The organism is Methanoregula sp. (assembly GCF_028679125.1).
In the GTDB taxonomy this organism is placed as follows: domain Archaea; phylum Halobacteriota; class Methanomicrobia; order Methanomicrobiales; family Methanospirillaceae; genus Methanoregula.
Genome location: NZ_JAJRCG010000007.1, coordinates 22,215 through 47,778 on the forward strand (window position 1 = coordinate 22,215; position 25,564 = coordinate 47,778).

At 56.5% G+C, this 25,564-nt stretch carries 22 protein-coding genes, 1 tRNA gene and 1 pseudogene; 14 read left to right on the forward strand and 10 right to left on the reverse strand.

The window, feature by feature from the left end; translation table 11 throughout:
• Complete coding sequence (locus LUQ43_RS06495) at positions 1-936, reverse strand: NAD-dependent epimerase/dehydratase family protein (RefSeq protein ID WP_299965342.1); 936 nt, start codon at positions 934-936, stop codon at positions 1-3.
• Between the two features lie 39 nt (positions 937-975).
• On the opposite strand from LUQ43_RS06495, the gene LUQ43_RS06500 reads away from it, so the two are divergent.
• The 5 genes and pseudogenes from LUQ43_RS06500 to porB all read left to right on the forward strand — a co-directional run bounded on the left by LUQ43_RS06500 (position 976) and on the right by porB (position 5,506).
• Positions 976-1,848, forward strand: a complete 873-nt coding sequence (locus LUQ43_RS06500; RefSeq protein ID WP_299965345.1) for a methanogenesis marker 12 protein — start codon at positions 976-978, stop codon at positions 1,846-1,848.
• A gap of 780 nt (positions 1,849-2,628) precedes the next feature.
• Positions 2,629-3,171, forward strand: a complete 543-nt coding sequence (locus tag LUQ43_RS06505; protein ID WP_299965347.1) for a pyruvate ferredoxin oxidoreductase subunit gamma — start codon at positions 2,629-2,631, stop codon at positions 3,169-3,171.
• Positions 3,171-3,431 (forward strand): pyruvate synthase subunit PorD, encoded by a 261-nt coding sequence (gene porD, locus LUQ43_RS06510; protein ID WP_299965349.1) that lies wholly within the window; start codon positions 3,171-3,173, stop codon positions 3,429-3,431. Before LUQ43_RS06505 ends, porD begins: the two co-directional genes overlap by 1 nt.
• A pseudogene (gene porA, locus LUQ43_RS06515) lies at positions 3,432-4,595 on the forward strand (pyruvate ferredoxin oxidoreductase).
• A 2-nt stretch (positions 4,596-4,597) separates the two neighbouring features.
• Positions 4,598-5,506 (forward strand): pyruvate synthase subunit PorB, encoded by a 909-nt coding sequence (gene porB, locus LUQ43_RS06520; protein ID WP_299965351.1) that lies wholly within the window; start codon positions 4,598-4,600, stop codon positions 5,504-5,506.
• Positions 5,507-5,632: 126 nt separating this feature from the next.
• Here the strand turns inward: porB and LUQ43_RS06525 are convergent, their stop codons facing one another.
• Positions 5,633-6,367 (reverse strand): PP2C family serine/threonine-protein phosphatase, encoded by a 735-nt coding sequence (locus LUQ43_RS06525; protein WP_299965353.1) that lies wholly within the window; start codon positions 6,365-6,367, stop codon positions 5,633-5,635.
• Between the two features lie 156 nt (positions 6,368-6,523).
• Between LUQ43_RS06525 and LUQ43_RS06530 the strand changes: the two genes are divergently transcribed.
• Positions 6,524-6,597: transfer RNA gene (locus LUQ43_RS06530), tRNA-Val, on the forward strand.
• A 26-nt stretch (positions 6,598-6,623) separates the two neighbouring features.
• Here LUQ43_RS06530 and LUQ43_RS06535 read toward each other — a convergent pair.
• Complete coding sequence (locus LUQ43_RS06535; RefSeq protein ID WP_299965356.1) at positions 6,624-7,190, reverse strand: FKBP-type peptidyl-prolyl cis-trans isomerase; 567 nt, start codon at positions 7,188-7,190, stop codon at positions 6,624-6,626.
• A 167-nt stretch (positions 7,191-7,357) separates the two neighbouring features.
• Here LUQ43_RS06535 and nifB point away from each other — a divergent pair, with 167 nt between their 5' ends.
• Positions 7,358-8,251, forward strand: a complete 894-nt coding sequence (gene nifB / locus LUQ43_RS06540) for a nitrogenase cofactor biosynthesis protein NifB (protein WP_299965358.1) — start codon at positions 7,358-7,360, stop codon at positions 8,249-8,251.
• 114 nt (positions 8,252-8,365) lie between these two features.
• Here the strand turns inward: nifB and LUQ43_RS06545 are convergent, their stop codons facing one another.
• Together LUQ43_RS06545 and LUQ43_RS06550 are read right to left on the reverse strand one after the other, a co-directional pair.
• The gene (locus LUQ43_RS06545) at positions 8,366-8,803 is read right to left on the reverse strand and encodes a hypothetical protein (RefSeq protein WP_299965360.1); all 438 of its coding nucleotides are present in this window, start codon (positions 8,801-8,803) and stop codon (positions 8,366-8,368) included.
• A gap of 83 nt (positions 8,804-8,886) precedes the next feature.
• Entirely contained in the window at positions 8,887-9,216 is a 330-nt protein-coding gene (locus LUQ43_RS06550) for a hypothetical protein (protein WP_299965363.1), read from the reverse strand.
• A gap of 180 nt (positions 9,217-9,396) precedes the next feature.
• On the opposite strand from LUQ43_RS06550, the gene LUQ43_RS06555 reads away from it, so the two are divergent.
• Positions 9,397-10,245, forward strand: coding sequence for a DNA glycosylase (locus LUQ43_RS06555; protein ID WP_299965365.1), 849 nt, complete (start codon positions 9,397-9,399; stop codon positions 10,243-10,245).
• Between the two features lie 17 nt (positions 10,246-10,262).
• Here LUQ43_RS06555 and LUQ43_RS06560 read toward each other — a convergent pair whose 3' ends face one another.
• On the reverse strand, positions 10,263-11,489 hold the full coding sequence (locus tag LUQ43_RS06560) for an adenosylhomocysteinase (RefSeq protein WP_299965367.1): 1,227 nt from the start codon (positions 11,487-11,489) through the stop codon (positions 10,263-10,265).
• A 151-nt stretch (positions 11,490-11,640) separates the two neighbouring features.
• Here LUQ43_RS06560 and hisF point away from each other — a divergent pair, with 151 nt between their 5' ends.
• A complete protein-coding gene (gene hisF, locus LUQ43_RS06565) occupies positions 11,641-12,447 on the forward strand; it encodes an imidazole glycerol phosphate synthase subunit HisF (protein WP_299965370.1) in 807 nt (268 codons plus the stop codon).
• On the opposite strand, the gene pheT is transcribed toward hisF, so the two are convergent.
• Genes pheT through endA form a run of 4 tightly spaced genes read right to left on the reverse strand, consistent with a single transcriptional unit; the run spans position 12,416 to position 18,220 of the window.
• Positions 12,416-14,044 carry a phenylalanine--tRNA ligase subunit beta gene (gene pheT, locus LUQ43_RS06570; protein ID WP_299965372.1) on the reverse strand — a complete coding sequence of 543 codons (1,629 nt, stop codon included), beginning with the start codon at positions 14,042-14,044 and terminating at the stop codon, positions 12,416-12,418. The genes hisF and pheT overlap by 32 nt on opposite strands.
• 1 nt (position 14,045) lies before the next feature.
• Positions 14,046-15,941, reverse strand: a complete 1,896-nt coding sequence (locus LUQ43_RS06575) for a phenylalanine--tRNA ligase subunit alpha (protein WP_363318497.1) — start codon at positions 15,939-15,941, stop codon at positions 14,046-14,048.
• Between the two features lie 2 nt (positions 15,942-15,943).
• Entirely contained in the window at positions 15,944-17,200 is a 1,257-nt protein-coding gene (locus tag LUQ43_RS06580) for a tryptophan--tRNA ligase (protein WP_299965375.1), read from the reverse strand.
• A 9-nt stretch (positions 17,201-17,209) separates the two neighbouring features.
• The gene (gene endA, locus LUQ43_RS06585) at positions 17,210-18,220 is read right to left on the reverse strand and encodes a tRNA-intron lyase (protein ID WP_299965378.1); all 1,011 of its coding nucleotides are present in this window, start codon (positions 18,218-18,220) and stop codon (positions 17,210-17,212) included.
• 330 nt (positions 18,221-18,550) lie between these two features.
• On the opposite strand from endA, the gene LUQ43_RS06590 reads away from it, so the two are divergent.
• The 5 genes from LUQ43_RS06590 to LUQ43_RS06610 are packed head-to-tail and all read left to right on the forward strand — an operon-like array spanning position 18,551 to position 25,538.
• A complete protein-coding gene (locus tag LUQ43_RS06590) occupies positions 18,551-19,150 on the forward strand; it encodes a 4Fe-4S single cluster domain-containing protein (RefSeq protein ID WP_299965380.1) in 600 nt (199 codons plus the stop codon).
• A gap of 4 nt (positions 19,151-19,154) precedes the next feature.
• Positions 19,155-19,553 (forward strand): DUF1257 domain-containing protein, encoded by a 399-nt coding sequence (locus tag LUQ43_RS06595; protein WP_299965384.1) that lies wholly within the window; start codon positions 19,155-19,157, stop codon positions 19,551-19,553.
• Between the two features lie 4 nt (positions 19,554-19,557).
• Positions 19,558-21,120, forward strand: coding sequence for an AAA family ATPase (locus LUQ43_RS06600; protein WP_299965386.1), 1,563 nt, complete (start codon positions 19,558-19,560; stop codon positions 21,118-21,120).
• Between the two features lie 13 nt (positions 21,121-21,133).
• Entirely contained in the window at positions 21,134-23,932 is a 2,799-nt protein-coding gene (locus tag LUQ43_RS06605) for a WD40 repeat domain-containing protein (protein WP_299965389.1), read from the forward strand.
• A 1-nt stretch (position 23,933) separates the two neighbouring features.
• Positions 23,934-25,538, forward strand: coding sequence for a hypothetical protein (locus tag LUQ43_RS06610; protein WP_299965392.1), 1,605 nt, complete (start codon positions 23,934-23,936; stop codon positions 25,536-25,538).
• The last annotated feature ends 26 nt before the right edge of the window (positions 25,539-25,564 follow it).

Below are 25,564 nucleotides of genomic sequence, written 5' to 3' on the forward strand. Positions count from 1 at the left end.
TTATTGCCCCTGGACAGCAGCCTGTGCCGCGATCCTGACACTCTCGCGGGAACCCCGCTCCGGGTTCCAGCCCAGCCCCTTGAGTTTCCCGATCGAGAGCTGCATCTTCGGCACATCGCCAACCCAGCCCAGTTCCCCGCCGGTGAACCGGTAGGTTACCTTCTTCAGGCCCATTGCTTCCGTTACGATATCCGCAATGGCCACCACATCGATCCAGTCCTCGGAGCCGATATTGAAGGTGTTCACCGGCTGCTTTGTGTGGGCAATGACAAACTCCACGGCCCGGATACATTCATGGACCTCGAGGTACGACTTGGTCTGCTTCCCGTTGCCAAGGATCTCCAGTTCCCCGGGGTTTTCCTTGAGTTTCCTGATAAAATCCGTGATAACGCCGTGGCCGCTGCGCGAGCCGATGATATTGGCGAACCGGAACTGCCAGGACCGCATCTCAAACGAGTGACAGTATGCCGAGATGAGCGCCTCGCAGGCAAGCTTGCTGGCGCCGTAGACCGAGACCGGCTCGAACGGCGCATAGGTCTCGGGGGTCGGGATAACCGTGGCATTCCCGTATACTGTCGAGGTTGACGTGAAGACCAGTTCCGGCACGGCATGCGCCCGCATGGCCTTGAGCACACGATACGTGGCAACGATATTGTTCCGGAATGTCGGGTCCGGCGTCATCGCGCTCTGGCGGACATCCGGGTCAGCGGCAAGGTGGTACACCCGGTCTGCTCCTTTGAGGGAGTCCTGCCAGCCGTCACCAAGGAGGTCTGCCTTTACGAGCCGCGCCTTTCCGGACCTGATATGGCCGGCAATCGTCTCCTCGTGCCCTGCAACAAGGGAGTCAATAACAACAACGCTGTCGCCCCGCGCCACGAGGGCATCCACCACGTGCGAGCCGATGAACCCGGCACCGCCTGTCACGACATCAAACATCAATACCTATTATGTCATCCATGCTATAGGATTACTGCTATGTTCATAGGGATTGATCACGGCACAAGCGCCATGCGGTTCGCCGGTGAGGGCCGCGAATTCAAGCTCTCGCGCGAGGCCGCAAAGGACTTCCATATTGCCGACCTTTCCCATATCTGTCCCGTTGACGAGATCGAGGGTATCGCGGTCTGTTACTCGATGGGCGACAACTTCTCGAAGATCACCCGTACCGGAAAAATCCGGAACCGGGGGCTTGTCAGCCGCGAAGGTGCCGGCAAGCATATCGGTGGCGGAACCCGGGTCTTTGATGAGGTAGCTGCAAGCGGCATTCCCGCGATCGCTATTCCGGGACTCCACCGGGGATCCCCCACCGATCCCCGGTTCAAGGCTTACTCCCACCAGACAAGCCCCGAGAAGATCGGTATTGCCTACGAGGTCTGCCATGATCTCGGGAACGATGCGATCATTTCCGATATCAGCTCCAACACCGTCACCCTGCTTGTCACGGGGGGGAAACTGGTCGGCGCATTCGATGCCTGCATCTTTGCCCCGGGCACGCTCCACGGCGCCCTTGACGTTGACGCGATCCGGAGGGTAGACGAAGGGACATGCACTGCCAACGATGCATTCCAGCATGCGGGCGTGAACTTCTCCGTGCCCGAACCCGAGCGCATGCGCACGGTTGCCATGTTCGCTGCCATGGAATGCGCAGCAATGCGTCTCCTGAATCCTCATGCTCCGGTAGCCCTGGCCGGCAGCCTTGCACCCATTGTTGCACCGGAAGTCGAATCGCTCCTGGGCTCAAAAGCAGCAGTATACGATGAATGGTGCGCCTCCCGCGGCTGTGCACGGATTGCAAAGGATGTATTTTCAGGTCGTCGCGAGATCCTGGGGATCGAAACGGATCTTTAATCCTGTTTTCGTTTTAACATCATCGACATCGTCCATAATTCACGAAAACCGGTAACCGGGGGGTTTCTGCGTTTTGAAATCCAATTGAAGGGGGGGTATGCCGGATACCCCCCTCCCATGCAGTCCCCATCACAGTCCCCCCCCACGCACCCAATTCCCGACGTAAAACCCCATCCTGACAAATGTCCGGCACGTTCTTTTTTCACGCAGGTTCCGGCCCGACAGGGGGTATACCGGACACCCCCCCTGCCCCATGGTGGGGGGGTATGATCGATTTGAAACGCAATGGGGTGGGGGGGTCTCATGGATACCCCCCTCCTCAAAACTGGGATGTACGCATTATTGCACGCGTTTTTGCATCACTACCCAGGGCAGGGTTCCGGCGGAATGGCCGTTATTGTGACTTACTCAAAACTGATCAGGGGGGTATGATCCGGCCAAAAGGGGGGAGGGGTATACCGGATACCCCCCCACCCCCATGCAGGGGGGGTATGATCGATTTGAAACGCAAAAGGGGGAGGGGGTATGGCACAGACCCCCCCTCAATGTAATTTGCCAGTTCACGGCTCACGCGAAAACCTGATTGCACTGCGGATAGGGATTATTATTTTTTAGGTATCATTAATCGACGTGAAAATAAGATCAACATCATTAATAGTGTTAAATTCCCACTATAATGCGCAATAATTGCGGGTAGAGCCAGATGACTGCCGCGTGTAAAGTCATGATAATTTACACTGCCGGTTGTTCCTTATCATGTAAAACAAAAAAGGGATTTCCTTGAGAGAACTTCGCATCCACGGCAGGGGTGGCCAGGGGTCGGTCACTGCTGCTGAACTCATTGCTGTCGCCGCGTTCGAAGGCGGCGTTTACTCCCAGGCCTTTCCGGCATTCGGTGTCGAGCGGCGGGGGGCCCCGGTACAGGCCTTTGTTCGGTTCAATGATAAAAAGATCCGGCTCCGCGGCCAGATCTACGAACCCGATTACATCATCGTGCAGGACAGCACCCTGATCCATGACGTTAACGTCTTTTTAGGGGTCAAGAAGGGCGGCATCGTCATTGTCAATACGGAGAAGAAGCCGGACTTCAAGGTACCCGAAGGCGTTAAGCTGATCACGATCGATGCAACATCCATTGCTCTCAAGACACTCGGGCTCCCGATCACCAACACAACCCTCATGGGAGCCTTTGCGGCAGCAACCGGGGAGATCCAGTTTGGCGCACTCGAGAATGCGCTGAAACACCGGTTCCCCGGAGAAATGGCAACCAAGAACATTGCCGCGGCAAAGACCGCGTTCGACTTCGTGAAGGGGGCAGCATAATGGCGCTTGCCGTAGGCTGCCGGGCACGACCCGGAAATTCACGGGACAACAAGACCGGTTCATGGCGTGTCTTCAAGCCCGTCTTCGACCATGAGAAATGCTCGAAGTGCGGGATGTGCCAGACCCTCTGTCCCGAGGGCTGTATCAACGAGGATGCAGAAGGCACGTTCATTCCCGATTATGACTACTGCAAGGGATGCGGGATCTGCGCAGCGGAATGCCCGAAAGAGGCAATTGCCATGAAAAAGGAGGAGAAGTAGATGATGGAAATTACCGAGGGCTCACACGCGGTCGCAGAGGCAGTCCGGCTCTGCCGCCCGCAGGTGGTCTCTGCCTACCCGATCACCCCCCAGACCCATATCGTCGAGGCGCTGGCGGATTTTGTCGCCAACGGCAAACTTGATGCCGATTACATCAATGTGGAGAACGAATTCTCCGCACTATCTGCCTGTGTCGGTGCCAGTGCAGCGGGCTCACGAACCTACTCCGCCACAACCTCGCAGGGGCTTGCCCTCATGTTCGAGGTCTGCTTCAACGCGGCCGGTATGCGCCTGCCGATCGTCATGTCCATCGCGAACCGTGCGCTGGGTGCGCCTCTCTCGATCTGGAACGACATGCAGGACTCCATCTCGCTCCGTGATGCAGGCTGGCTCCAGTTCTATGCTGAAGACAACCAGGAAGCAACCGACCTCCACTACATCGCTTACCGCGTTGCCTAGGATAACAAGGTTCTCCTCCCCGCGTTCGTCTGCTTCGACGGGTTCATCCTCTCCCACACCTACGAACCGGTCGAGATGCTGACCCAGGCAGATGTTGACAAATACCTGCCAGCGTTCCATCCCCTCGAACGGCTGGATGCGGCCGACCCGATCAGTTTCGGCATGTATGCAACCCCCGAATACTATCTTGAGTTCCGGTACGAGCACGACAAGGCTCTCAAGGATGCAAAAAATGTCATCGCAAAGGCGGGCAAGGAGTTCGCAGCGCTCTTCGGCAGGGACTACAGTGCAATGGTCGAAGGGTATAAACTGGAAGATGCCGAGACCGTCATCGTCGGGATGGGATCGATCTGCGGCACGGTCAAGGATGCAATCGACGATATGCGGGCCGACGGGAAGAAAGTCGGGCTCCTGAGGATCCGTGTCTTCCGCCCGTTCCCCTCGGATGATGTAGCGAAGTTCATCAAGGGGGCAGCACAGGTAAAACGCATCGTTGTGCTGGACAAGAACATCTCGCTCGGGGCAAAAGGCGCAACTGCCCTTGAAGTGAAGGATGCCCTCTACGGCTCCACCATTCCCGTATGGAACTATATCCTCGGCCTTGGGGGAAGGGATGTGAGAAAGAAGGACATCAGGGAGATCGTTGCACTGGCCGAGAAGGGGAAGGGCGACCAGTTCTATGGCCTGCGAAAGGAGGTGCTCTGATCATGGCAGAGAAATGCAAGGCCTGCGAGCTCTTCGATGCCGGCCACCGCGCCTGCGGGGGCTGCGGTGCGTCACTCGCAGCACGCCTCGTAACAAAGGCTGCCGGTCCGAATACCATCGTCGTCTCCGCGACCGGGTGCATGGAAGTCTTCTCCACGCCCTACCCGGAGACTGCGTGGAAGGTCCCGTGGATCCACTCGCTCTTCGAGAACGCCTCTGCGGTGGCCTCGGGTATCGAGGCATCGCTGAAACGGCAGGGGCGCAAGGAGAAGATCGTCATCATGGCCGGTGACGGGGCAACGTTCGATATCGGTATGATCTGTATCAGCGGCGCGTTCGAGCGCGGCCACGATTTCACCTATATCTGCTACGACAACGAGGCCTACATGAACACCGGCATCCAGCGGTCCGGTGCAACGCCCTACGATGCGAGCACGACAACGAGCCCCGCGGGTTCACAGTCGTTTGGCAACAACCGGCCCAAGAAGGACATGCCCACGATCCTTGCCGCACACGGTGCCCCGTATGTGGCAACTGCATCCATTGCCTATCCGACGGACTTCATGCAGAAAGTCGAGAAAGCCATCAACACCCCCGGGCCGTGCTATATCCAGGTCCATACACCCTGCTGCACAGGATGGGGATTCGAGGGCGAGCAGACCATTGCCATAGCAAAACTCGCCATAGAGACCGGCCTCTGGCCGAACTTCGAGATGGTCGACGGCAAGGTGACCAAGGTCAAGAAGGTTGTCAGGAAACCGGTCACGGAATACTTAAAGACCCAGAAGCGGTTCCGCCACCTCTTCAAACCCAAACTGCAGGAAGCCGAGCTCGCCCACATCCAGGCAATAGCCGACCGGAACGCGGAAAAATACGGGCTCGATATCAAGCTCCCGCCCAAGAAGGAATAAGGTCATTCCCTCTTTTTTTAGTTTTTCAGATTAAACGGCCATGGAACCATTCAGGTCCGTTTCGGCAGATCTGACATGAGGCAATGAACAGGAATAGTTATTCTTGCTGCTTCGTCACTGCAATTCTCATGAAGGAGAACCTGCCCCGTATGCCAGTACAACCGTGATATTATCCTCGCTTCCGGCAGACAATGCCTCTGCTGCCAGGTCCCTGCATGACTTCTCAATGTTCTCTCCATTCGCCCGAACGATCTCGCAGATCCGTTCTTTCCGGACATAGTCATGCATACCATCGGACGATAACAAAAGGAACGTATCCCGGAGATTCACTTCGTAAAAATCGGGTTTGACATCGCCATCCGGATCGCCGAGCGCCTGACTGAGGACATGCGATAAGGGATGCTGCCAGGCCTCGTCCGGAGTAATCTTCCCCAGTTCCACGAGGTCATTCACTACCGAATGGTCTTTTGTGGTGATTACCTCATCCTGCGAAATGATGTGGGCCCGGCTGTCGCCGACGTTTATGATCGTGCAATGCAGGTCATCGCCAACACACGCGGCGATCAGGGTGGTTGCCATCCCCTGTTTTTCGGGAGATTTTTCAGCCTGCGCGAGGATTTGTTCATCCGCGTCGGAAACCGCATCCCGTAATATCGTTGTGAAATCGCCATCATAAAATTTCACGGCGTTTTTCAGACATGCGATAGCGATGCTGCTTGCAACCTCCCCACAGGCATTACCTCCCAGTCCGTCTGCTACAGCGAAAACAAAGCAATCACCGATCCTTTCGGCGCAACACGAGTCTTCGTTATTGTCACGTAATCCTTTTTCCGATACGGTAAAGAAAGACACGCGGGACATGGTATGAAAGGGAGATACGTGATTTGACAATTTATAGACCGCCCCGAGATGATGGGGCAGGGTCATTGTCAGGGAGGGCATGGAATGATCGCCCGTTTTTTTTAGACAAGGGCGACAATGTTAATAATCCCAAAGGTCGACATTAGTAAGTTACCGGGGCCCGTGGTCTAGTCGGTTATGACGTCGCCCTTACACGGCGAAGATCGCCGGTTCGAATCCGGCCGAGCCCATCTTCTTTTTAAAAAAGAGTTGTTGATCAGGAGTTCACGATCCCAACAAGGGTGATCGTGTAGGTCAGGTCTTTTCCCGCAAGCTCGTGATTCTCGTCCCAGGTCACATTTGTCGCAGTGATATTGAGGATCTTCACGTGAGCAACCGCATTGTCGGTGGTCCGCGTGATCGAGTACCGCTCTCCGACAACAGGATTAATATCGGCCGGCAGGGTCGAGCGGTTCACCGTGTGCACCAGCGAGGCATCGTACGAACCAAACGCTTTGGCCATGGGAATCTTCACGGTCTTTGTCGTGTTGACTGCCATACCGGTCACGGCATCATCCAGACCCTGGATCACGGCGCCCTTCCCAAGGGTGAAGACCATGGGCGTCTCATTGAGATTGGTGTAAAAAACCGTCCCGTCATCCAGTGAACCCGTGCAATAAATGGATACCGTTTGCCCGGTTCTGGCATAATACGGGTTGAAAAAATAAAATGCAATACCTGCTGCAACCACCATGACAGCGATGATGGCAATGGCGTACTGCTTTATCTTCTTCTGGTGGGCAGCAACCGCCTCTTTCCCCTTCACTTTCTCAGATTTCTTCATGATGTCGTCAGTACTTTGATCTCACAACCATTATACAATTGTCTCTCGCCTGCCCGGGACCCTCAGCATTCCCCGCCACTGAACCTGCATCAGACGATATATCCCCGTCGCAGGTATCACAATTGCACGGTATTTATACCCGAAGAACGAATGTAGTGGTGTTCAATATGCCGGACGAAGTGAGAGTTGCAGAGGTTCAGGGAAGGAAGGTCCAGTGGGACCCGGCACAGATGCGCAAGATCCAGGAGCATCCCTGTTTTTCCGAGAAGGCATGCCACAATTTCGGGCGCTGTCACATCCCGGTTGCGCCGAAGTGCAACATCCAGTGCAACTACTGTATCCGTGACTTCGACTGCGTCAACGAGAGCCGGCCCGGTGTTACAACCCGTGTGCTCAATCCCGACGAATCCATGGATATGGTCAAGAAAGTCGTGGAGAAGTACAATTACATCAAGGTCGTCGGCATTGCAGGCCCCGGCGACCCGCTGGCAAACGAGGAGACGTTCGAGACCCTGAAGCGGCTTCACGAACAGTATCCGAATGTCATCAAGTGCATCAGTACCAACGGCCTCCTGCTTCCCGATAAGATCGACCTCCTGCAGAAATACGATGTCGGGAACATCACCGTAACCCTTAACGCCATCGACCCGGCGATCGGCGCGAAGATCTACCAGTTCGTCGATTACAAAGGCAAGCGCTACGAAGGGCTTGAAGCGGCAAAACTCCTCCTCTCCCAGCAGATGAAAGGCATCGAAGAAGCGGTGAAGCGCAACATGATCGTCAAGATCAACACCGTTTATATCCCCGGCATCAATGAGGATCACATCCCGGCCATTGCAAAGAAGGTCGGCGAGATGGGTGTCTATACCTTCAACCTGATCCCGCTCATTGCCCAGTACAAGTTTGCCAATATTACCCCGCCCACTCCCGAGATGAAGCGAAAGATGCAGGACGAATGCGGGAAATACGTCAAGCAGATGCGGCACTGCCAGCGCTGCCGGGCCGATGCCATTGGTAAACTCGGCCACGATGTCCAGTCGTGCATGTATAACGAGAAATAACAGTATTCACTCATTCTCCTTTTCAGAGAGGGTGCTTTTCTTCAATCATGGTTCCTGTACGTCCCGATCCGAAAAAAAGCCAAAAAGGAAAATGAGTGCCCAATTTCAAAAGGTTCAGCTCTTTATTATGGGGAGCACCCCGGATACCGGGTCTTGTGAGAGGCCTTGCGTGACAATCGCATTGAGCTCCCGGACAACCGGCTGGAGGGAATAGGGGATGACCGTATCTTCTGTCATCACGGTCTTGTTCTGGTAGGAGATGCTGTACTGCAGAAAATCCGCGCCATTATAGGGGGAGGTGTAGTTCTCTTCCAGTGATGCAAATTCAGCCTGGCTGAAGATCCGGTGAATTCGTTCGATCTCCGACTGGTTTATCTGGAACTCACGGTTAACGGATTTCGTTGAGATGAGCGCAGCCCCGTTATCAAAGATCACCAGCCGGTCGTCAACACCAGCGATGCCCCCGGTGCGCTGGTAGTCCAGCACCAGTGTCGGGGGTGGAGTTGTAACTACCACCGGTGTCTTTGTTCCAAGACACCCTGAGGTGAGCACAACAATGACGATGGTGATAAGAACGCAGAGGATTATCCGGTTCCTTATAGATATCCCTCCTTCACGGGAGATTCCGATGCGTCTCAGAGCTGGAGAACGTCCGACTTTGCCGTCTTCCCCGCGGTCTTCCGGTCGGGAAGGACGTCCTCAAGCGCGGCGATGAGACCGTCGACTTTCTCGTTGTTGAACGTTGTCCTGAACGCTGCCATCTCGGCGGCGTTCATGATCATGATGCCCTTCTTCTTCATGGGCAGGCCGTTTACACCGACCGGGTTGATATCGATGGCAAGGGAGGGGGCGCGGTTTTTGGTTGCCGGAAGCCGGATGATGGAGACGCCTTTAACCGAGGTCTGCCTGCGTTCCCAGTCTGCCCCTTCTTCAATAAATGTCCTGAGAGTATCTGTCAGTTCCATATGAAGAACTATTAATTTATATATTAAAATGCTATTCGTTCTTTCGCTGGCAGTCCTGCTCTTTTCCTGTGAGAATATTTGTGGACACGTAATCCATATCATCCGCTGTGCCGCAATCGGTGCATTAAAACACGACACATCCCAACATCTCTGTGCACAGTGCCAGACAGGAGTCACCAGATGCCGGTCATTACTCTTCCATTGAGCCAGCCATTCTCTCTTGACCAGACGCTCGGGTGCGGACAGGTTTTCAGGTGGGACCGGGCTCCTGACGGGACATGGATGGGCATCGTGGACAGCCACATAATCCGGATTCGGCAGGAGGGGCAAAAACTCCGGTTCAGCGGCGCCCCCACGGACTTCATCCGCCACTACTTCTCCCTTGATGTGGACCTGGCTCCCATCCTTGCCTCGATTGATAACGATCCCGTAATCCATACGGCAATCGCGCAGTGCCAAGGTCTCCGCCTCGTTCGGCAGCCGCCGTGGGAGTGCACAATCTCCTACATCTGCTCAACAAACTCCAACATCCCGACCATCCGACGCAGGATTGCATCCCTTGCGGAACAATTCGGGCAGCCGGTTGAATCGGCAGGAGGGACCTTTTACACATTCCCCGAACCGTCATGTATCACCTGCAAAGGGCATGACGGGCTCACGGTCTGCCGGCTCGGGTACCGCCAGCCCTATGTCTACGGCACTTCCTGCACCGTCACCGATGTGGAGTGCTGGGAGGATACGATCCGCCGGCTCCCGCATGAGGATGCACGAAAGGAACTCATGAAACTTCACGGTATCGGCCCGAAAGCCGCTGACTGCATCCTCCTCTTCGCGTTCCAGAAGTATGAAGCGTTCCCCGTGGATGTCTGGATCCGGCGAATCATGCAGGAGCACTACCTGCCGGAACTTGCCACCGGGGCACCGCTGACCACCCGGGAGTATGATACGATCCGTACCTTCGCACGCGAACACTTCGGAGGATACTGCGGGTGGGCGCAGGAGTACCTCTACGCAGGAAGACTGGTCTAAAAAAGTGAGCCGGGGATTTACGTCCCGATATCCCAGCTGCAACTGTATTTTTTCTGCTCTTTGCTCATCGAATCGATCGAGAGCCCGAGCGAACTGAGCTTCAGGTTCGCCACCTGCTCATCGATCTCGTTGGGCACGTCATATACGCCGCCCTTCATCTTCTTCCCGTTCTTTGCGATATGAAGGGTGCAGAGCGCCTGGAGGCCGAAGCTTAAGTCCATGACTTCTATGGGGTGACCCATGCCCTTGGGGGTAGCGAGGTTCACGAGCCGGCCTTCTGCAAGCACGTGGACGGCTTTTCCCTTGAGCATGAAGGTCTCGATGCCGTCACGCTGGATCACTTTGTCGGCATTCTTCCGAAGCCAGTCGATGTCGATCTCGACATTGAAGTGACCTGCATTGGCAAGGATGGCACCGTTCTTCAGTTTCCTGAAGTGCTTTGCCGCAATGACACCAAGGTTACCGGTCGTGGTGACGAAGATGTCACCGATGGCTGCTGCATCCTCCATGGACATGACCATGAACCCGTCCATGTGCGCTTCAAGGGCACGGCGGGGATCGATCTCAGTGACTACGACTTTTGCACCAAGCCCGTGAGCCTTCCGTGCAAGCCCGCGGCCGCAGTAGCCGTAGCCGGCAACGACGAAGTATTTCCCGGCGATGAGCGTGTTGGTCGTGATCATGAGGGACGAGAGAACACTCTCCCCGGTTCCATGGACATTATCGAAGAAGTGCTTCATGGGCGTGTCGTTGACAGCGACTACGGGGAACTCCAGCTTGCCCTCGGCAGCCATTGCCCTGAGGCGGTGGATACCGGTCGTGGTCTCCTCGCACCCGCCGATGACCTTCTTGATCAGGTTGCGGCGCTTGGTGTGGATATAGTGAATCAGGTCCATCCCGTCATCGATGGTGATGACCGGCTTCGCATCCAGCACCTGGTCGATGGCCGCATAGTACTCGTCGACCGTGCAGGCACGTTTCGCATAGCAGTGAACGTTCTTCACCCGGCCAAGCGCCTCGGCAACATCATCCTGCGTGGAGAGCGGGTTGCAGCCGGTGATGTGCACCTCTGCGCCGCCCGCCGCGAGGGTTGAGACAAGGTTCGCGGTCTTGGCCTCGACATGGAGTGCCATACCGATGGTCATGCCTTCGAACGGTTTTTCCTTGACGAACTGTTTCTTTATGGCAGCCAGTACTGGCATGTACTGACCTGCCCATTCAATCTTCAGCTTTCCTGAGCTCATGGACATCCTCGAACGGGGGATAGCCGCTAAAATGCAGGCCTGCCCGGATTCTGACTACCCTATAAATAGGGTTGGCAGGGCTCATAAATCCGCGCTGCTGCCCGGGCACTTTGGAAATGTAGATAGTATCCGCCGACCAAGTCTGTAACCAATGGTGCTGACGCGACGGATCATCCCCTGCCTTGACCTGAAAGACGGCAGGGTCGTGAAAGGGACAAACTTCGTAGGACTCCGCGATGCCGGTGACCCGGTCGAGCTGGCCAACCGCTACAACGAACAGGGTGCAGATGAGGTTGTCTTCCTCGATATCACGGCTTCCAAGGAGAAACGGGGGATCATCATTGAGGTAATCAAGCGTGCCGCTGACCAGCTCTTCCTCCCGCTCACGGTCGGGGGCGGCCTCAAGTCCCTTGACGACATCCAGCAGATCCTCAGGGCCGGTGCTGACAAGGTGAGCCTCAACACAAGCGCTGTCCACGATCCGACGCTGCTCACCCAGGGCGCCGAGGCGTTCGGCACCCAGTGCATTGTCTGTGCCATGGACGTGCGCCGGAACTATACGCTCAACGAGAAGGCGATCCCGGTCCAGCTCGATGACGGGCGTACCTGCTGGTACGAGGTGGTCATCTACGGCGGGAGCAAGCCAACCGGCGTCGACGCTGTTGCCTGGGCAAGGGAGGCAGAGGAGCGGGGCGCTGGCGAGATCCTCTTGACGAGCATGGAGACCGATGGCACCAAGAACGGCTTTGACCTTGCCGTCACCGCCGCGATCTCTGATGCTGCAGGAATCCCGGTCATCGCAAGCGGCGGCGTAGGTACGCTCGAGCATTTCTATGACGGGTTCACGAGAGGAAAGGCGGACGCCTGTCTTGCCGCAAGCGTCTTCCACTATGGCGAGTTCACCGTAAAAGAAGTAAAAGAGTATCTCAGAGGACGGGGAATCCCGGTACGGCTCTGAGGTCGAACTCGAACGCAGCAACAGAGTGCTCGAGCTCGAACGCAACCAGCACGGCGGGATGGATCTCGCCAAAGACACCCACTTTTTTCCCGTTTACCATGATGTCGGCACGGCGCCCGTCAATGAATGCCAGGTCGCTGGATTCCTTCACGGTATAATCGATGGAGAGCTCGTGCAGCACGGCATCGGCCGCTGCATAGGCTTCCGAGAAGTCCGCATCGGGATGCGTGCTGACACCCGCTGCCTGCTGATGCGTTTTGCAGTCCAGCACCACATCGCCCACGGTGAAGAGGCGCTGGGGCAGTTCGCGGTGCCGGTTTAACGTCAGAAATTCGAGGAGAAGGGGGAGGAGCTCGGTCCTGACCACCGTGTTTTCGATGCTGATCGGGTGCATCACGTGGAGGACGCCTGTTGTCTCCTCCCGCTGCATCCGCCTGTACAGCACATCCTCGTTTGTCAGGGTGAAGGGCATCACTTCAAGGTAGCCAAGGCCCGTGAACACCCCGCGGGCAAGAGCCATATTGACCTGCACCGGGTGGGGTTTTCCCACGGTGAAGGTTTTGGGGGGCAGGGATTCGAGCTTGTCATAGCCATAGGCAATCGCCACATCCTCGAAGAGATCCCAGTCATGCATGATATCGGCCCGGTAGCAGGGCACCTGTACCTTCACGTTATCCGCACCCACCGGTTCAGCGCCAAAGCGCATCTGCCGGAGGTACCCGGCCATGGATGCCGGCGTCAGTTCGACACCGAGAATCCGTGAACACTCAGAAACGCTGACAATCCGCTCAGCAGGGGCGAGTGTCGGGGTCTGCACACCACCGATCTCTACGCTCTCGATAGTAGCTCCGGCTTCAGCCATCGCCGTGCAGATAATGTTCACCGCAACGCTGACTGCCCGCTTGTCGGTGCCGGTCGTGTCAAGGAGGATGTTCTTCGTGTCGATGGTCACCCGGGTCCGCTCGCCGTTGATGATCGGAGGGAACGAGAGGACATGATCGTCGTCGTCCACGATGAGCGGGTAGAGCGGGAAGCCTTTGACAAGCTTCGCGTAGTCCCTGCCCTTCGGGTGTTTCTCGAGGATCTCGTCCATCGTCATCTTCTCCTTGAAATCTAGGGGGATGAATCCCCGGCTCGGCCGGGATGCGATGTAGTGGAACGGGGGCTTGACCGTATCCATGTCGTGGATACCGATCGCGACCTTGCTCCGGCCCCTGCCGACCGCCCAGTGGAGCGATTCCTGGAGGGACATGATGGCCTGGATCGACTCGTCATCGAAACTGACACCACGGATGACTGCCGCTCCCAGAATAGGGCGTATCTCCGCAAGAGCCGGATCGACCGTGAACTTTATTCCCGACGGCTTTACCGGGTAGGACGGCAGGCCGGTCTCGATCCCGAGATAGCCCCGCATAGCCCGCGCAACACCCTCAGGGCTGAAGAGGTCCGGCCGATCAGGAAAGAACTCTACGTCCACGTGATCTTCCTCTATCCGCTCCACATCCGAGCCGATGAGGGGGACTTTCTCGATGATTGTCTTCCGGTCGGTGCGGGTGAGCCGTTCAAGATACTTGTAGGGGAGCGTGATGACTGCCATTTCAGATCCCTCCCTTTATCTCGCGCAGCGAGGGAGTCTCGCGCAGGAACGCGACATCGCTCTTGTGCAGAAGGCGAAGATCCTTGAGCCCCAGCCGGAGCATCGCGATCCGGCTCACGCCAAGTCCCCATGCAAGGACGGGATATTTGACGCCGAGCGGGGCGGTGACCTCCTCGCGGAAGACACCGGCGCCACCCATCTCGATCCAGCCAATCCCGTCAACATATACCTCTGCATCGAGGCTTGGCTCAGTGTAAGGATAGAAGGAGGGTTTGAACCGTACACTCTCGAAACCCATGCGGTTGTAGAACTCGCGGAGGATCCCCAGCAGGTTCCCGAACGTGACGTTCTCGTCCATCACGATCCCCTCAAGCTGCTCGAACTCCGCAAGGTGCGTGGTGTCAATGGTCTCGCGCCGGTATACCCTGCCGACAGCGAATGCCTTGACGGGGGGATTGGGGTTCCGGGCAAGGTACTGGATGGACAGGCTCGTGGTGTGGGTGCGCAGCACGCACTGCTCGGCCTTCTCCTCTTTCCATACGCCACCCCAGCCGGTGGACGAAGTGTCCCCGCCTGAGATGTGCATGGCCTTGACCTTCTCGTACCCTTTCGGGAGCGGGAGGGTCTCTTTGAGGTAGAAGGTGTCCTGCATCTCGCGGGCCGGGTGATCCTGCGGCTGGAAGAGGGCGTCGAAGTTCCAGAAGGACTGCTGGACGATGCCGCCGTAGAGTTCGGTGAAGCCCATCTCAAGCAGGATCTCGCGCATCTCGCCGATGATCCGCTGGTAGGGGTGGATCTTGCCGGCGTACGCCTTCTTCGGGAGCTTGGTGACATCGTACCGTCGGAGGTTGGCATTCTTCCATGCACCCGAGATGATCTGCTTGCGGGTGAGCGTGCCGATTTTATTTTGAGACTCTATATCGAGTTCCTCAAAAGTTTCATTCTGATAGTGATCTTGTAATGAAAGAACATTTTTTACGGTCGGTTCATCTTTTACTAAACCACGTTTTATTAATCCAATAACTGTATCTTTATCAAATATTGAATCCCCATCGTTGATTTGCTTAAGAACCGTTTCATCAGTTCCCACGGGAGGATTTTCGTTTAATTTATAAATAATTCCATCTTTTACAGTTACCCATCCTTTTTTTCGCAGCCATCCGATACCAACATTTGATAGGTCAAATTTTTTCAGTTGTTTTATGTCAATCTTTTCATCAAAGCGATTCAAGAGTTGACGTTCTGGAAGACCATTATTTAGGTACTCTTTTCCTTCGTCTGTAAGTGTGTAATGTGAAGTCTGGATTCGCTCAACCTTCGCTATTTTTTTTTCTTCAAGTAAATGTGCTTGTTGAACCCAAAAATCTGTTATCATTTTTTGACTGACAGATAAATCATTCAATGTCTTTGTAAGTTCTTGAGTATCTACTGTGGAAATAATATTCTCCAAATCGAGTTTTATATCAGGAATTGATGATTTTAAATGATTTTTTCGGATATTTTCCATTGCTTTTAGTATCGGAGCATTCAGTTTTTGAAAATTTTCCATTGCTTTTAGTGTCGGAGCATTCAGTTTTTGTAAATTCTCAATTGCTTTTAGTGTCGGAGCATTCAGTTTTTGTAAATTCTCAATTGCTTTTAGTGTCGGAGCATTCAGTTTTTGTAAATTCTCAAATATTTTTTGATTTGATTCATTTAAAACCGAGAAATCGGATAGAATTGCAGTTGTTTTATCTTTTGGTAAAGGATTTTCACATGCTTTGCGTGTAGGATTATGACTAATCGCAAGATTTGTCGTTAATCCCGCAAGTGTTTCTGCATCGATTTTTTTATTTTCTCCAAGAATTTTTAATAATTTTTTTTCCTTATTTGACAATTCATCAATTTTTTCTGCCATCGTCACACCGTAATCCTGTCCTGTACCGCGTCCATCTTCTCCCGGAAATCTTTCAGGAACGCGACAACCCGCTCGGCCGTATCCTTCTTGCACTGCCCGCAGGTGATCTCCCCTGCCGTGCACTTCCGCTTGATCTCCGCGAGTTCTGCATCGTCTGTCACCATGTGGAAGAGGTTGAGGAGGAAGAGCGAGCACTTGTCCGGCTCGCCGCCAAGCCGTTTCTGCTCTTCGAGGGTCATCCTCCCGCCGGTGATCCCGCTCATCACCTTCTTTCTTACCGTAGCCTCGGGCTCGTAGAAGGAGATGAAACTCTCCGGCACACTTGACGACATCTTCCCGCCGGTCAACCCGGGCATGAAGATATGGTACGTGGAGGAGGGGGTGAAGAAGGCAAATCCTCCGTTAGCCCGCTCGATCTCCCGGACTTTCCCTTTCACATCGGCGCATACAGCACCTTTGATGTCAACGTGCCCCTCGTACTTCTTTGCATGCGGGAAGGCTTTCTTCACTGCTTCCAGCGCCACCTCGGGTGCATTCTTGGACCGTACACTGATGTACCCGTCACGTTCCTCCACCGTGAACATCCGCATTTTGTGAGCAATTCCGCGGGTGAGGCGGATGTGCGGGTCCTGGTCAACCCCGACCGGAACGACCGTTGGTGCCGGTTCGCGATCGATCTGGGGGTAGAGGATGTCAGCCACCTGCGTGATCACACTGTCTGCGTGTGCAAGGTCGGTGTCAGGACCAAAACCGTAAATTGCCGAGAGCTCCGAGAAATTAACCTTGGTCGCCGCCTCGAACGCAAGATCCTTGAGCCGGTTGTTCCTGCTCTGGAAGAATGTCTCTCCTTCAAACCCAAGGGCATACAGGCACGAGAGGTACTCTTTTCCGTACTCGTTACACTTCTCCCAGGACAGACCGCGAACCGCGTGCGCCTCGCGATCGGCGATGGTAATGTACCCGTTACCGCCCTGCTGCACGTGCCAGACCACCTCTTTCATCACCATCAGGTGGCCGAGATGCGGGTGGCCGCTCGGCATGAACCCGGTGAGAATATGAAACGGAGTCTTGTTCCGGATTGCCTGCGCAATAGGGTGGTAGTCCCGGTGACCTACCACAATACCCCGACGCATGAAATAGGGGATCTCCGGCAGTTCGGCCATGACCGGTGCACTGGGGTCGATGCCGAACTCGGCAAATGTCTTCTCGATGTCAAGGGACGGTGTGCTTGACCAGGGGTTGATCTGCGGTTCCTGCATGATAAAAGCTCACAGTTTGATTCGTGCGAATTCGACGAACTGGATTCCGGAGGAGTGTACGGCGCCAAACAACATCTTCTTTTTGACGCTGTGGGCCATGCGGACAGAGCGCGAGATGACGCTCATGGCAAGCGATGCCTCCTTCTCGACGGCGTGGACCAGGAGGTCTGAGTGAGCGGACGTGCCGCAGTACACCCGGAAGTGGTGGCCGAACTTGTATCCGGTGCGGGGTGTGAACCCGTGACCACGAAGATCGGTGTAGACCGTATGCTTCAGGGTGAGTTCGGTATCCACATCGCATGCAAGGGCAAGGTATTCGGAGGCGCTTATTGTCTTATTACCCCGCGAAAGCCGGATTGTCCCCTGGTTCATGAGATAGAGGAGCTCAACCGGAGAGATCATGAGGCGCTCGGAATCAAGCCGCTTGCCATAGCCGGCCTGCTCAAGGGGGGAACCAGCCTGCACCCGCACCATCGCAGACTTCCCGGTCAGAATTGCATCGGTGGGAGAGAGGGCTGTGATGGCACATGCTGAATCCACCAGTTTCTGGAGTTTGATCTCGTAATAGGTGAGCTCCTGCTCGTCGTCGACAACTGCAAGGATGTACTGCTTGCGCATGTTGCGCGAGGCCATCACTTCCTCGATCAGCTTGTCGAACCGGATGGGGTCGCGCTCCGAGAGGACCCGCACAAGATAGAGCGACTCGCCCTTGCCGGGTTTCTCGCCGCGCCGGAAGACCCGGAAGTCGTGCGGTCCGGTCTGGACCACGTAGCCGCGTTCCCGCAGGTCGCGGTACACGAGGAAACTGCGCATCACATTGGGCTGGTCGGCAAACTCGGCAAAGAGTGTGTCAAACGAGTGCCCCGGCACCTCAATCTTCTGCCGGTGGAGCAGATAGAGGGCTTCCTGCGGCGAGAGCCGGAGACCGTCGCTCTCGGGCCTGCCGTACCCGCTCTGATCGTACAGGGATCGCCCGTCATTCCCAACGCGGATGGTCGTACCATCAAATGTAGCCTTCACTGCCGGATCTATTTCTCACAGAGGATTATAAGGTCGCCTGACGCGCGGGATCCGGTGCCGCGGGAACCCGGCAGCCAAACTGTTTGAAATCCTTATGAATTACAATATCTGCATCAATGCTTATAAAAAGGGGAAAAACGAACTTTGTTAGTCCAAACGTATCTCATAAGTATGCTTATTTGCACGTCCCCGCGGATGAACACCATTCCGGGAAAACCTGGGTAATACTATAGGATACACTGGTCCCCACACCGGAAATTTTTTCTCGAAGCCATAAGAAGCGGCGGAAAAAAGATGGTGCACAAATACAACGACCCCGGATGCCGACGCATGTGCAGACTCAACCTCTCAGGTTTTCTCCTGCGTTCAGCCGTAAATGGCCCCGGCATCCGGACCGTTGTCTGGGTACAGGGGTGCCCGATCCGGTGCAGGGGTTGCTTCAACACAGCGACCTGGTCCTTTTCTTCCCAGCATATCGTTTCCACACGCAAGCTTACGGCACGCATCCTCGGCATTGAGGGAACCGACGGCGTCACCTTCTCCGGAGGCGAGCCATTTGAGCAGGCCGGGCCGCTCGCAGAGGTGGCAGAGCAGGTATGTGAGGCGGGGCTCACCGTTGTCACCTATTCCGGGTATACGTACGAACAACTGACCGCGCGCAATAACCCTGCGTGGGACCGGCTCCTTGCAACAACAGATCTCCTCATCGCCGGACCATATAAGGAAGATATGGCCTGCACAACCCCATTCGTGGGATCGGCAAACCAGCGGGTAATCCCCCTGACCGGAAGGGTCGTTCCGGAGCCTGCGTCTCCACAGCAGGGAGAGACCGTCGAGTTCACCATTGCACCAGACGGCACGGTCACGACCACAGGGTTCCCGGATGCAACCATGGTCCGGCAGATCGCTGCACGGTGCCGGGGAGAGTGAAAACATGTCGCATTTCAGCCGCATCAAAACCACGTTCCGACACCGCGAGGCGCTGGTGCAGTGCATGCAGGAACTCGGTTACACGGTAGAAACCAACACCACTATCAAGGGATACCATGGCCTGCACAATGTGGACATTGCCGCCAGGAAGTCCAACGGGTACGCGCTGGGTTTTGTAAAGAATGCCGACGGGTCGTATGACCTGGTGGCAGACTGGTGGGGTGTTTCCGGCAAGGGTGAGCAGAAGATAGCCGATGAACTGAAGCGGCAGGCCGAATCCATCCAGCAGGAGTATGCGAAGAAGATGGTGCTCGAACAGGTAAAGAAGGACGGGTTTGAACTGGTTTCCGAGAAGAACGAACAGAACGGTACGGTTCGGCTGGTTGTCCGGAGATGGAGATAGGACCATGCAACTGATCGAACCCGATTTCTCCCGTCGGCTCAACATCTCCCTCCGTGCCCGTGTCACCCTGATCGTCGTCATCACGCCCGAAGAAGAAAGAGCAGTCTCGCAGATCCGGGAGGTGTGCGAGACCTGGGACCCTCCCCGCCAGTGTATTGCCTGGGACAGTGTTGACGGTTTCTCTGTGATTGCCGGCACCAAGAACTTTCCCAGCCAGTCGCGGGACCCTCTTACTGCGCTCGATGACATTGTCAAGACCAGCGATGACGCAGTTATCATCCTCAAGGATTTCCATGAGTACTGGAACAACCCGCAGGTCAAGCGCCGGATCCGGAACTTCTCGCAGGCGTTCCGGTACAACCGCCGGACTATCATGATCGTAACCCCGACTCCCCGGGTCCCGGACGAGATCCGCGACGAGGCCGTGATCATCCACTTCCCCCCTCCGAATGCAACCGAACTCTCAGACGACCTCGACACACTCATTGCCACAAGCGGCATCCCCTGCTCTCTCTCTCCCGGAGGGAGAGAGAAGATTATCCAGGCAGCCCTTGGAATGACCCTGAACCAGGCACGACGGGCATTTTCCAAGGCAATTGTCACAAGGGGCACGCTCGATGACCAGGATATCGATGCCATCATTGCCGACAAGAAGGACATCCTGAATGCATCGGATGCGCTGGAGTTCTACAGTTACACCGAGACTCCCGAGAATGTGGGCGGCCTTCTCGTCCTCAAGGAGTGGCTTGGCCTGCGCGAGCGGGCGTTCACGCAGGAGGCCCGGGACTTTGGCCTTCCTGCCCCCAAAGGTATCGCCCTCATCGGCATCCCGGGGACCGGCAAGAGCCTGACAGCCAAGATGATCGCCGATATCTGGCACCTGCCGCTCCTTCGCCTCGATGTGGGAGCGCTCTTCGGGAGCCTGGTGGGTGAGTCCGAGGAACGGACACGCCGGGCCCTTGCACTTGCCGAGACGATCAGTCCGTGCATCCTCTGGGTGGACGAAATCGAGAAGGCGTTTGCGTTTGGCAGTGGTGATGCCGGCACCAGCCAGCGGGTCTTTGCCCACCTCCTTACGTGGATGCAGGATAAGACCTCCCCCTGTTTTGTCGTAGCAACCGCCAACAACATCGCGGCACTCCCACCGGAACTCTTAAGGAAAGGGCGCTTTGACGAGATCTTCTTCCTTGACCTGCCGACAAGAGAGGAGCGGCGCGAGATCTTCACCGTACACCTCCGGAAACGCAAGTGTATCCCCGCGGAGTTCGACCTCGATACCCTTGCCCGGGAGAGCGAGGGGTACGTGGGCGCCGAGATCGAACAGACCATTATCGACGCCATGTACCGGGCGTTCAATGAGAAGATGCGCCGGGTCACGACAGACGACATCCTCTCCTGCATGCAGGCACAGGTACCCCTCTCGGTATCGCAGAGGGAAACCGTTGCAGCACTCCGGGCATGGCTTGCCGAGGGGAGAGCACAGTCGGCATCGCGGACCGCCCCGGCCCGGGCTCCGATTAACGGCAAGACGATCGCGCTGGAGACATTTGCAAACGGGCACCCGTGAGGCATGAGAACACATGAGGAACGCCTTTATCCTCCCTCTCATCGGCTCCCTGCTTCTGCGGCGTGATGTATGGAGACTGGCCGGTGCGGTAAAGAGCGGAGATATTACTGCTGTCTGCGACCTTGCTGCCATTGCTGCAACATCACCCGATACAGTTGCACGGGCGATTGCACGGGAAGGCCTTTCCGCCATCCCTTCCCAGGAGGCTGTCGATGCCTTGTGCAGGGAAGTGCTGATGCGGGAAGACCCTGCCCTCCGGGAACTGGCCATGAAGCAGGGGTACGCTCCCAGCGAACCGGGGGCGCGTGCGATCTTTCTATACCTGACCGGGCAGGATGATGCACTCTTCAAACTCGATCCCGAACCCCATCACCCGATCCTTGCACAGGGATATGCAGAGGCACCGGGCCGAATACAGGCAATGGCTCTCCGCAGTGCCAGAGATCACGGCAGGGCTCTTGCACATGCTCTCCTGGAAACCGACCCGAACCATGCTGCCCGGGCATGGTCGTATGACGAATGGGAGGTTGTTCTTGAAACACTTGCAGGAGAGAAATCATGGGATACGCTCTGGATGCTCATCGGCCAGGCACCTCCGGCTCTTTCCGTTTCTGCCCTGCACCGGATGAACAATGCAGGCTGGTACCCGGGTGGCGATGCCCGACAGGTCTTCGAAGAAATGATCCGCAACCTTCCGAAGATATGGACTGCCCCGGTACCAGAGAGACCACTTGTTACCCGGGAGATACAGGAGAAACGGAGCCTGCGGATTTCCTTCTCGAGAGATGGTTCGCTCCTTGCTTCCGGTACCTGTGATGGCCAGGTCACGGTCTGGCAGGTTGCTTCCTCCCGGCTTGTGGCGTCCTGCTCAACCGGCACCGGTTCCGTCCGTTTCCTTGCCTTAACTCCTGACAACACTATCCTGATCACCGGGGGGGACCGTGGGACCCTGCACGCCACCAGTATCTCCAATAGTGAAACGATCTGGACATGGGATGATCCCTGCCACCCTATTACAACCGCAATCCTGTCCGCCAATGGCGATGAGATATTAGCCGGGGATACAAACGGCGTGTGCCTCCGCATCGGGTGCGCAACCGGAACAGTCCACCATATTGATCCCGGCTGTACATCTCCGGTCACCGCCATTGCCACAACACCGGACGGACTGTCAATTGCAACCGGTCATGCAGACGGTGCGGTATGCAGCCGTGATACACTCACTGGGGCCGTGAAGTGGATGGTTCCGGGTACCGGCGATCCGGTCAGGGCGCTTGCATTCCCGACCCCGACCGAAACCGATACTCGTTGCCTGATAGTTATTCGTGGACAGACCCCACCGGTACTTCTTTCGGCAGAGAATGGCGAACCGGTGCGGATATACACGGGATATACCGGCCATATCTCCTGCCACGCGATATCACCCGATGGCAGGTCGATTGGTATTGGAGGTGACGACAACGTGCTCCTCATCTGGCAGGATCGCGAGTATCCGGCAGCGGAGATCCCGCTTTACAACCGCTCGGCAACCTGCTGCGCCTTTGTGCCCGAAGGCACGTACCTCGCAACCTGCTGCAATGACGGTACCATCTATTACCTGAACGTTCCCGACGGCGGGAAAGTAAAGGAATTTCGGGCATACCGTCGCCCGGTCACTACCTGTGCCATCTCCCCGGATGGCAGGTTCCTTGCTACTACAGGATGGGACGGAATGATCGCACTGCGGAGTATTCCTTCGGGTGAACTTCTCCGCACCCTCAAACGCCCCACCGGTGCCGTCACTGCTCTTGCTCTTGTGGGTGATGGGGGGATTCTTGCCGGTACCGCGGACGGGACCGCATGGATCTTTCCCCACGGAGATGCCTCCGCGGGTCGGTCCATCGATATGTACACACCATCAATCCGGGCCCTTGCAGCCAGCCCTGACGGAGCGTTCCTTGCCTGTGCCGGGAAAGAACCGAATCTTCGCATCTGGGATATGATGACCGGCAGTCTTGTTGCTTCCTGCGAGGGCCTGAAGACCACTGTGCGGTGTCTTGCCTTCCTGCCGAATGGGAAAACCTGCATTTCCGGTGGCTGGGACGGTGTTGTGCGGCTCTGGGACGTACCGTCAGGCACTGCTGTAGGAACCCGTACCGGACACACGAGCATCATCAACTGCTGTGCGGTGGATCCGTCTGGAGTACTGTTTGTTACAGGCAGTAATGACACGACCGTGCGGATCTGGAACCACGCCAGCGGGAAGGAACCGGTTATACTCCGGGATGCAGCAAAAGAGGTGAACTGCTGTACGATCTCCCCGGATAGTATGCTCCTTGCGGCAGCCGGGCTGGAGCCGGTCATCTGGTTGTATTCCCTTCCTGAAGGGATGTTAATCGGAACCATCCCATCGGTCCCGGGGAAACTCACAGCCTTATCCTTCACAACCGACGGCCTTGCCCTTGCAGCAGGCTACGCGAGTGGGACGCTGGCATTCTACTCAATTCATGACCGCTCCCTGATCCGTACCCTGTACGCCCATGCCGGGACAGTAACCGGGATCGTGCCCGTGTCAGGGAAAGACTACATTGTTACCAGCGGGGAGGATGGCAGGATCCACACATTCGGGGTCCCTTACCAACATTCCCTCTCGCTTGCCACACTCGACGATCTCATGAGAGCACAGGAGCAAGAGAAGACGTGCGGCAACAGTGGGATGGCGGAGCAATGGCGGTTTCTCTGCGAACTGCTTGCCCTCCGGTTCCAGAACGAGATAGAACTCTGCCCGGTCTTCCGCGATGCCGGGGTCTATGATATCCAGATTGTCGGGTGATATGATGGACCGGTATGCACAAGATTCTAAACCAGCCACCTGCATCGGGATAGACTTTGGGACGGGATCACTTGTCTGCGGCTGTGCACTGCAAGACGGTGATTATAAGACGCTCTCGTTCCCCGGATGGTCGCAGGAGATCCCTGACCTGAATGGTTCCGGGCCGGTCCACCGCATACCGGTCCTGGTCCATTACCCGGACAGCGGAGACCATGCCATTGGTGACGAGGTGTTACGCGCCGGCTGTAGGGATCACCCCGCAACGGCCCGGTGGATCCGTAATTACCTGCTCAAGGAGAGTACAGCACAGATATCCACCGGCACAGGTCGCCGGATCACCTTCCGCGATGCTGCTGCCGATCTCCTCGGAACTGTGTTTGCACGGGCTGTACAGGAATGCCCGGATACGGGATACGTTGTCTTCGCCATCCCTGACGATGCACCATCCTGGTATGCAGTCTGGCTCAGCAGTATCGCTCATACCGCCGGGATTGAGTCATGCCATACAATAGATGAGTGTGCTGCGGTACCTGCCGGGTACGGCCTTACGGTGGAGGAGGGGCAGTCGTGTATACTCGTCAGTATCGATGAGAACGACCTTGCCATCTCCCTTGTCCGGAACAATGGCTCCCGGGGGCTTGGGGTTGCCGGAACTTCCCGAGAAGATACGGGGTGCCGGGCACTGGACGGCTGGATTGCACAGGAGATTGTGGCAAAGAGCCGGGTGAGGTATACCGGCACCCGGGCGCAGAAGCTGTACGATGCGGCCCTCGCGAGCGTCGGCGATGTATATTATCAACTTGCTCGCGGCGATGAAGTATCGATCGACTTCACGGACCCGGTTACCTCACTAATCATCTCCGTCCGGCTGACCACGGATGATATCACCCATTGTATCGCAGAATGCGGCCTGCCGTTCATCCTTGATCAGGCTCTCGGGCATGCACGGGCAGTTGCACGGACACAGGGGTACCCGAATGATCCCCCGATCGCGGTCCTGATGACCGGACGGGGCTCGGTTATCCCAGCGGTTCAGGCGCTGGTGCAACAACAGTTCCCGGGTATTCCTGTCCGGTGCGACCACCCATTCGATGCCATTGCACGGGGAGCAGCCACATCCTCTCCCAGGACACCCAGAGCAGACCGCATCAAAAACCACTACGCGCTCCAGTACTGGGACCCGACTGAAAGAGAGCACCGGTACCGTTTCCTTGTGCGGAGCGGGGCACGTTACCCGAGCGCCGGACAGGTTGCCCGGATCACCATCAGCGCGGCGTATGATGGCCAGACCCGGCTTGGAATCCCGTTGTACGAGCTCCGCACCGCACCGGAGGCAACCGCACCAGATCTTGAACTGGTCTCGGATCCTGCCGGGGGTATCCGGCTTGCCGGGCCACCGGAGGATACAAACGGGGGGAGCAGGCCGGTGCTGATGAACGGCAGAACACCAACACTGCTCACTGCCGACCCACCTGCCCTGAAAGGCGAGCCGAGGTTTGAGCTGACCTTTGTCCTTGACCGGGAGCGGCGCCTCTGCGTCACGGCCCGCGATCTTATGACGGGGCTGCTGGTAAAACGGGAAGCGCCGGTGCACCAGCTGACGTGAGAACCGAATGCGCGCGATTGCGTGAG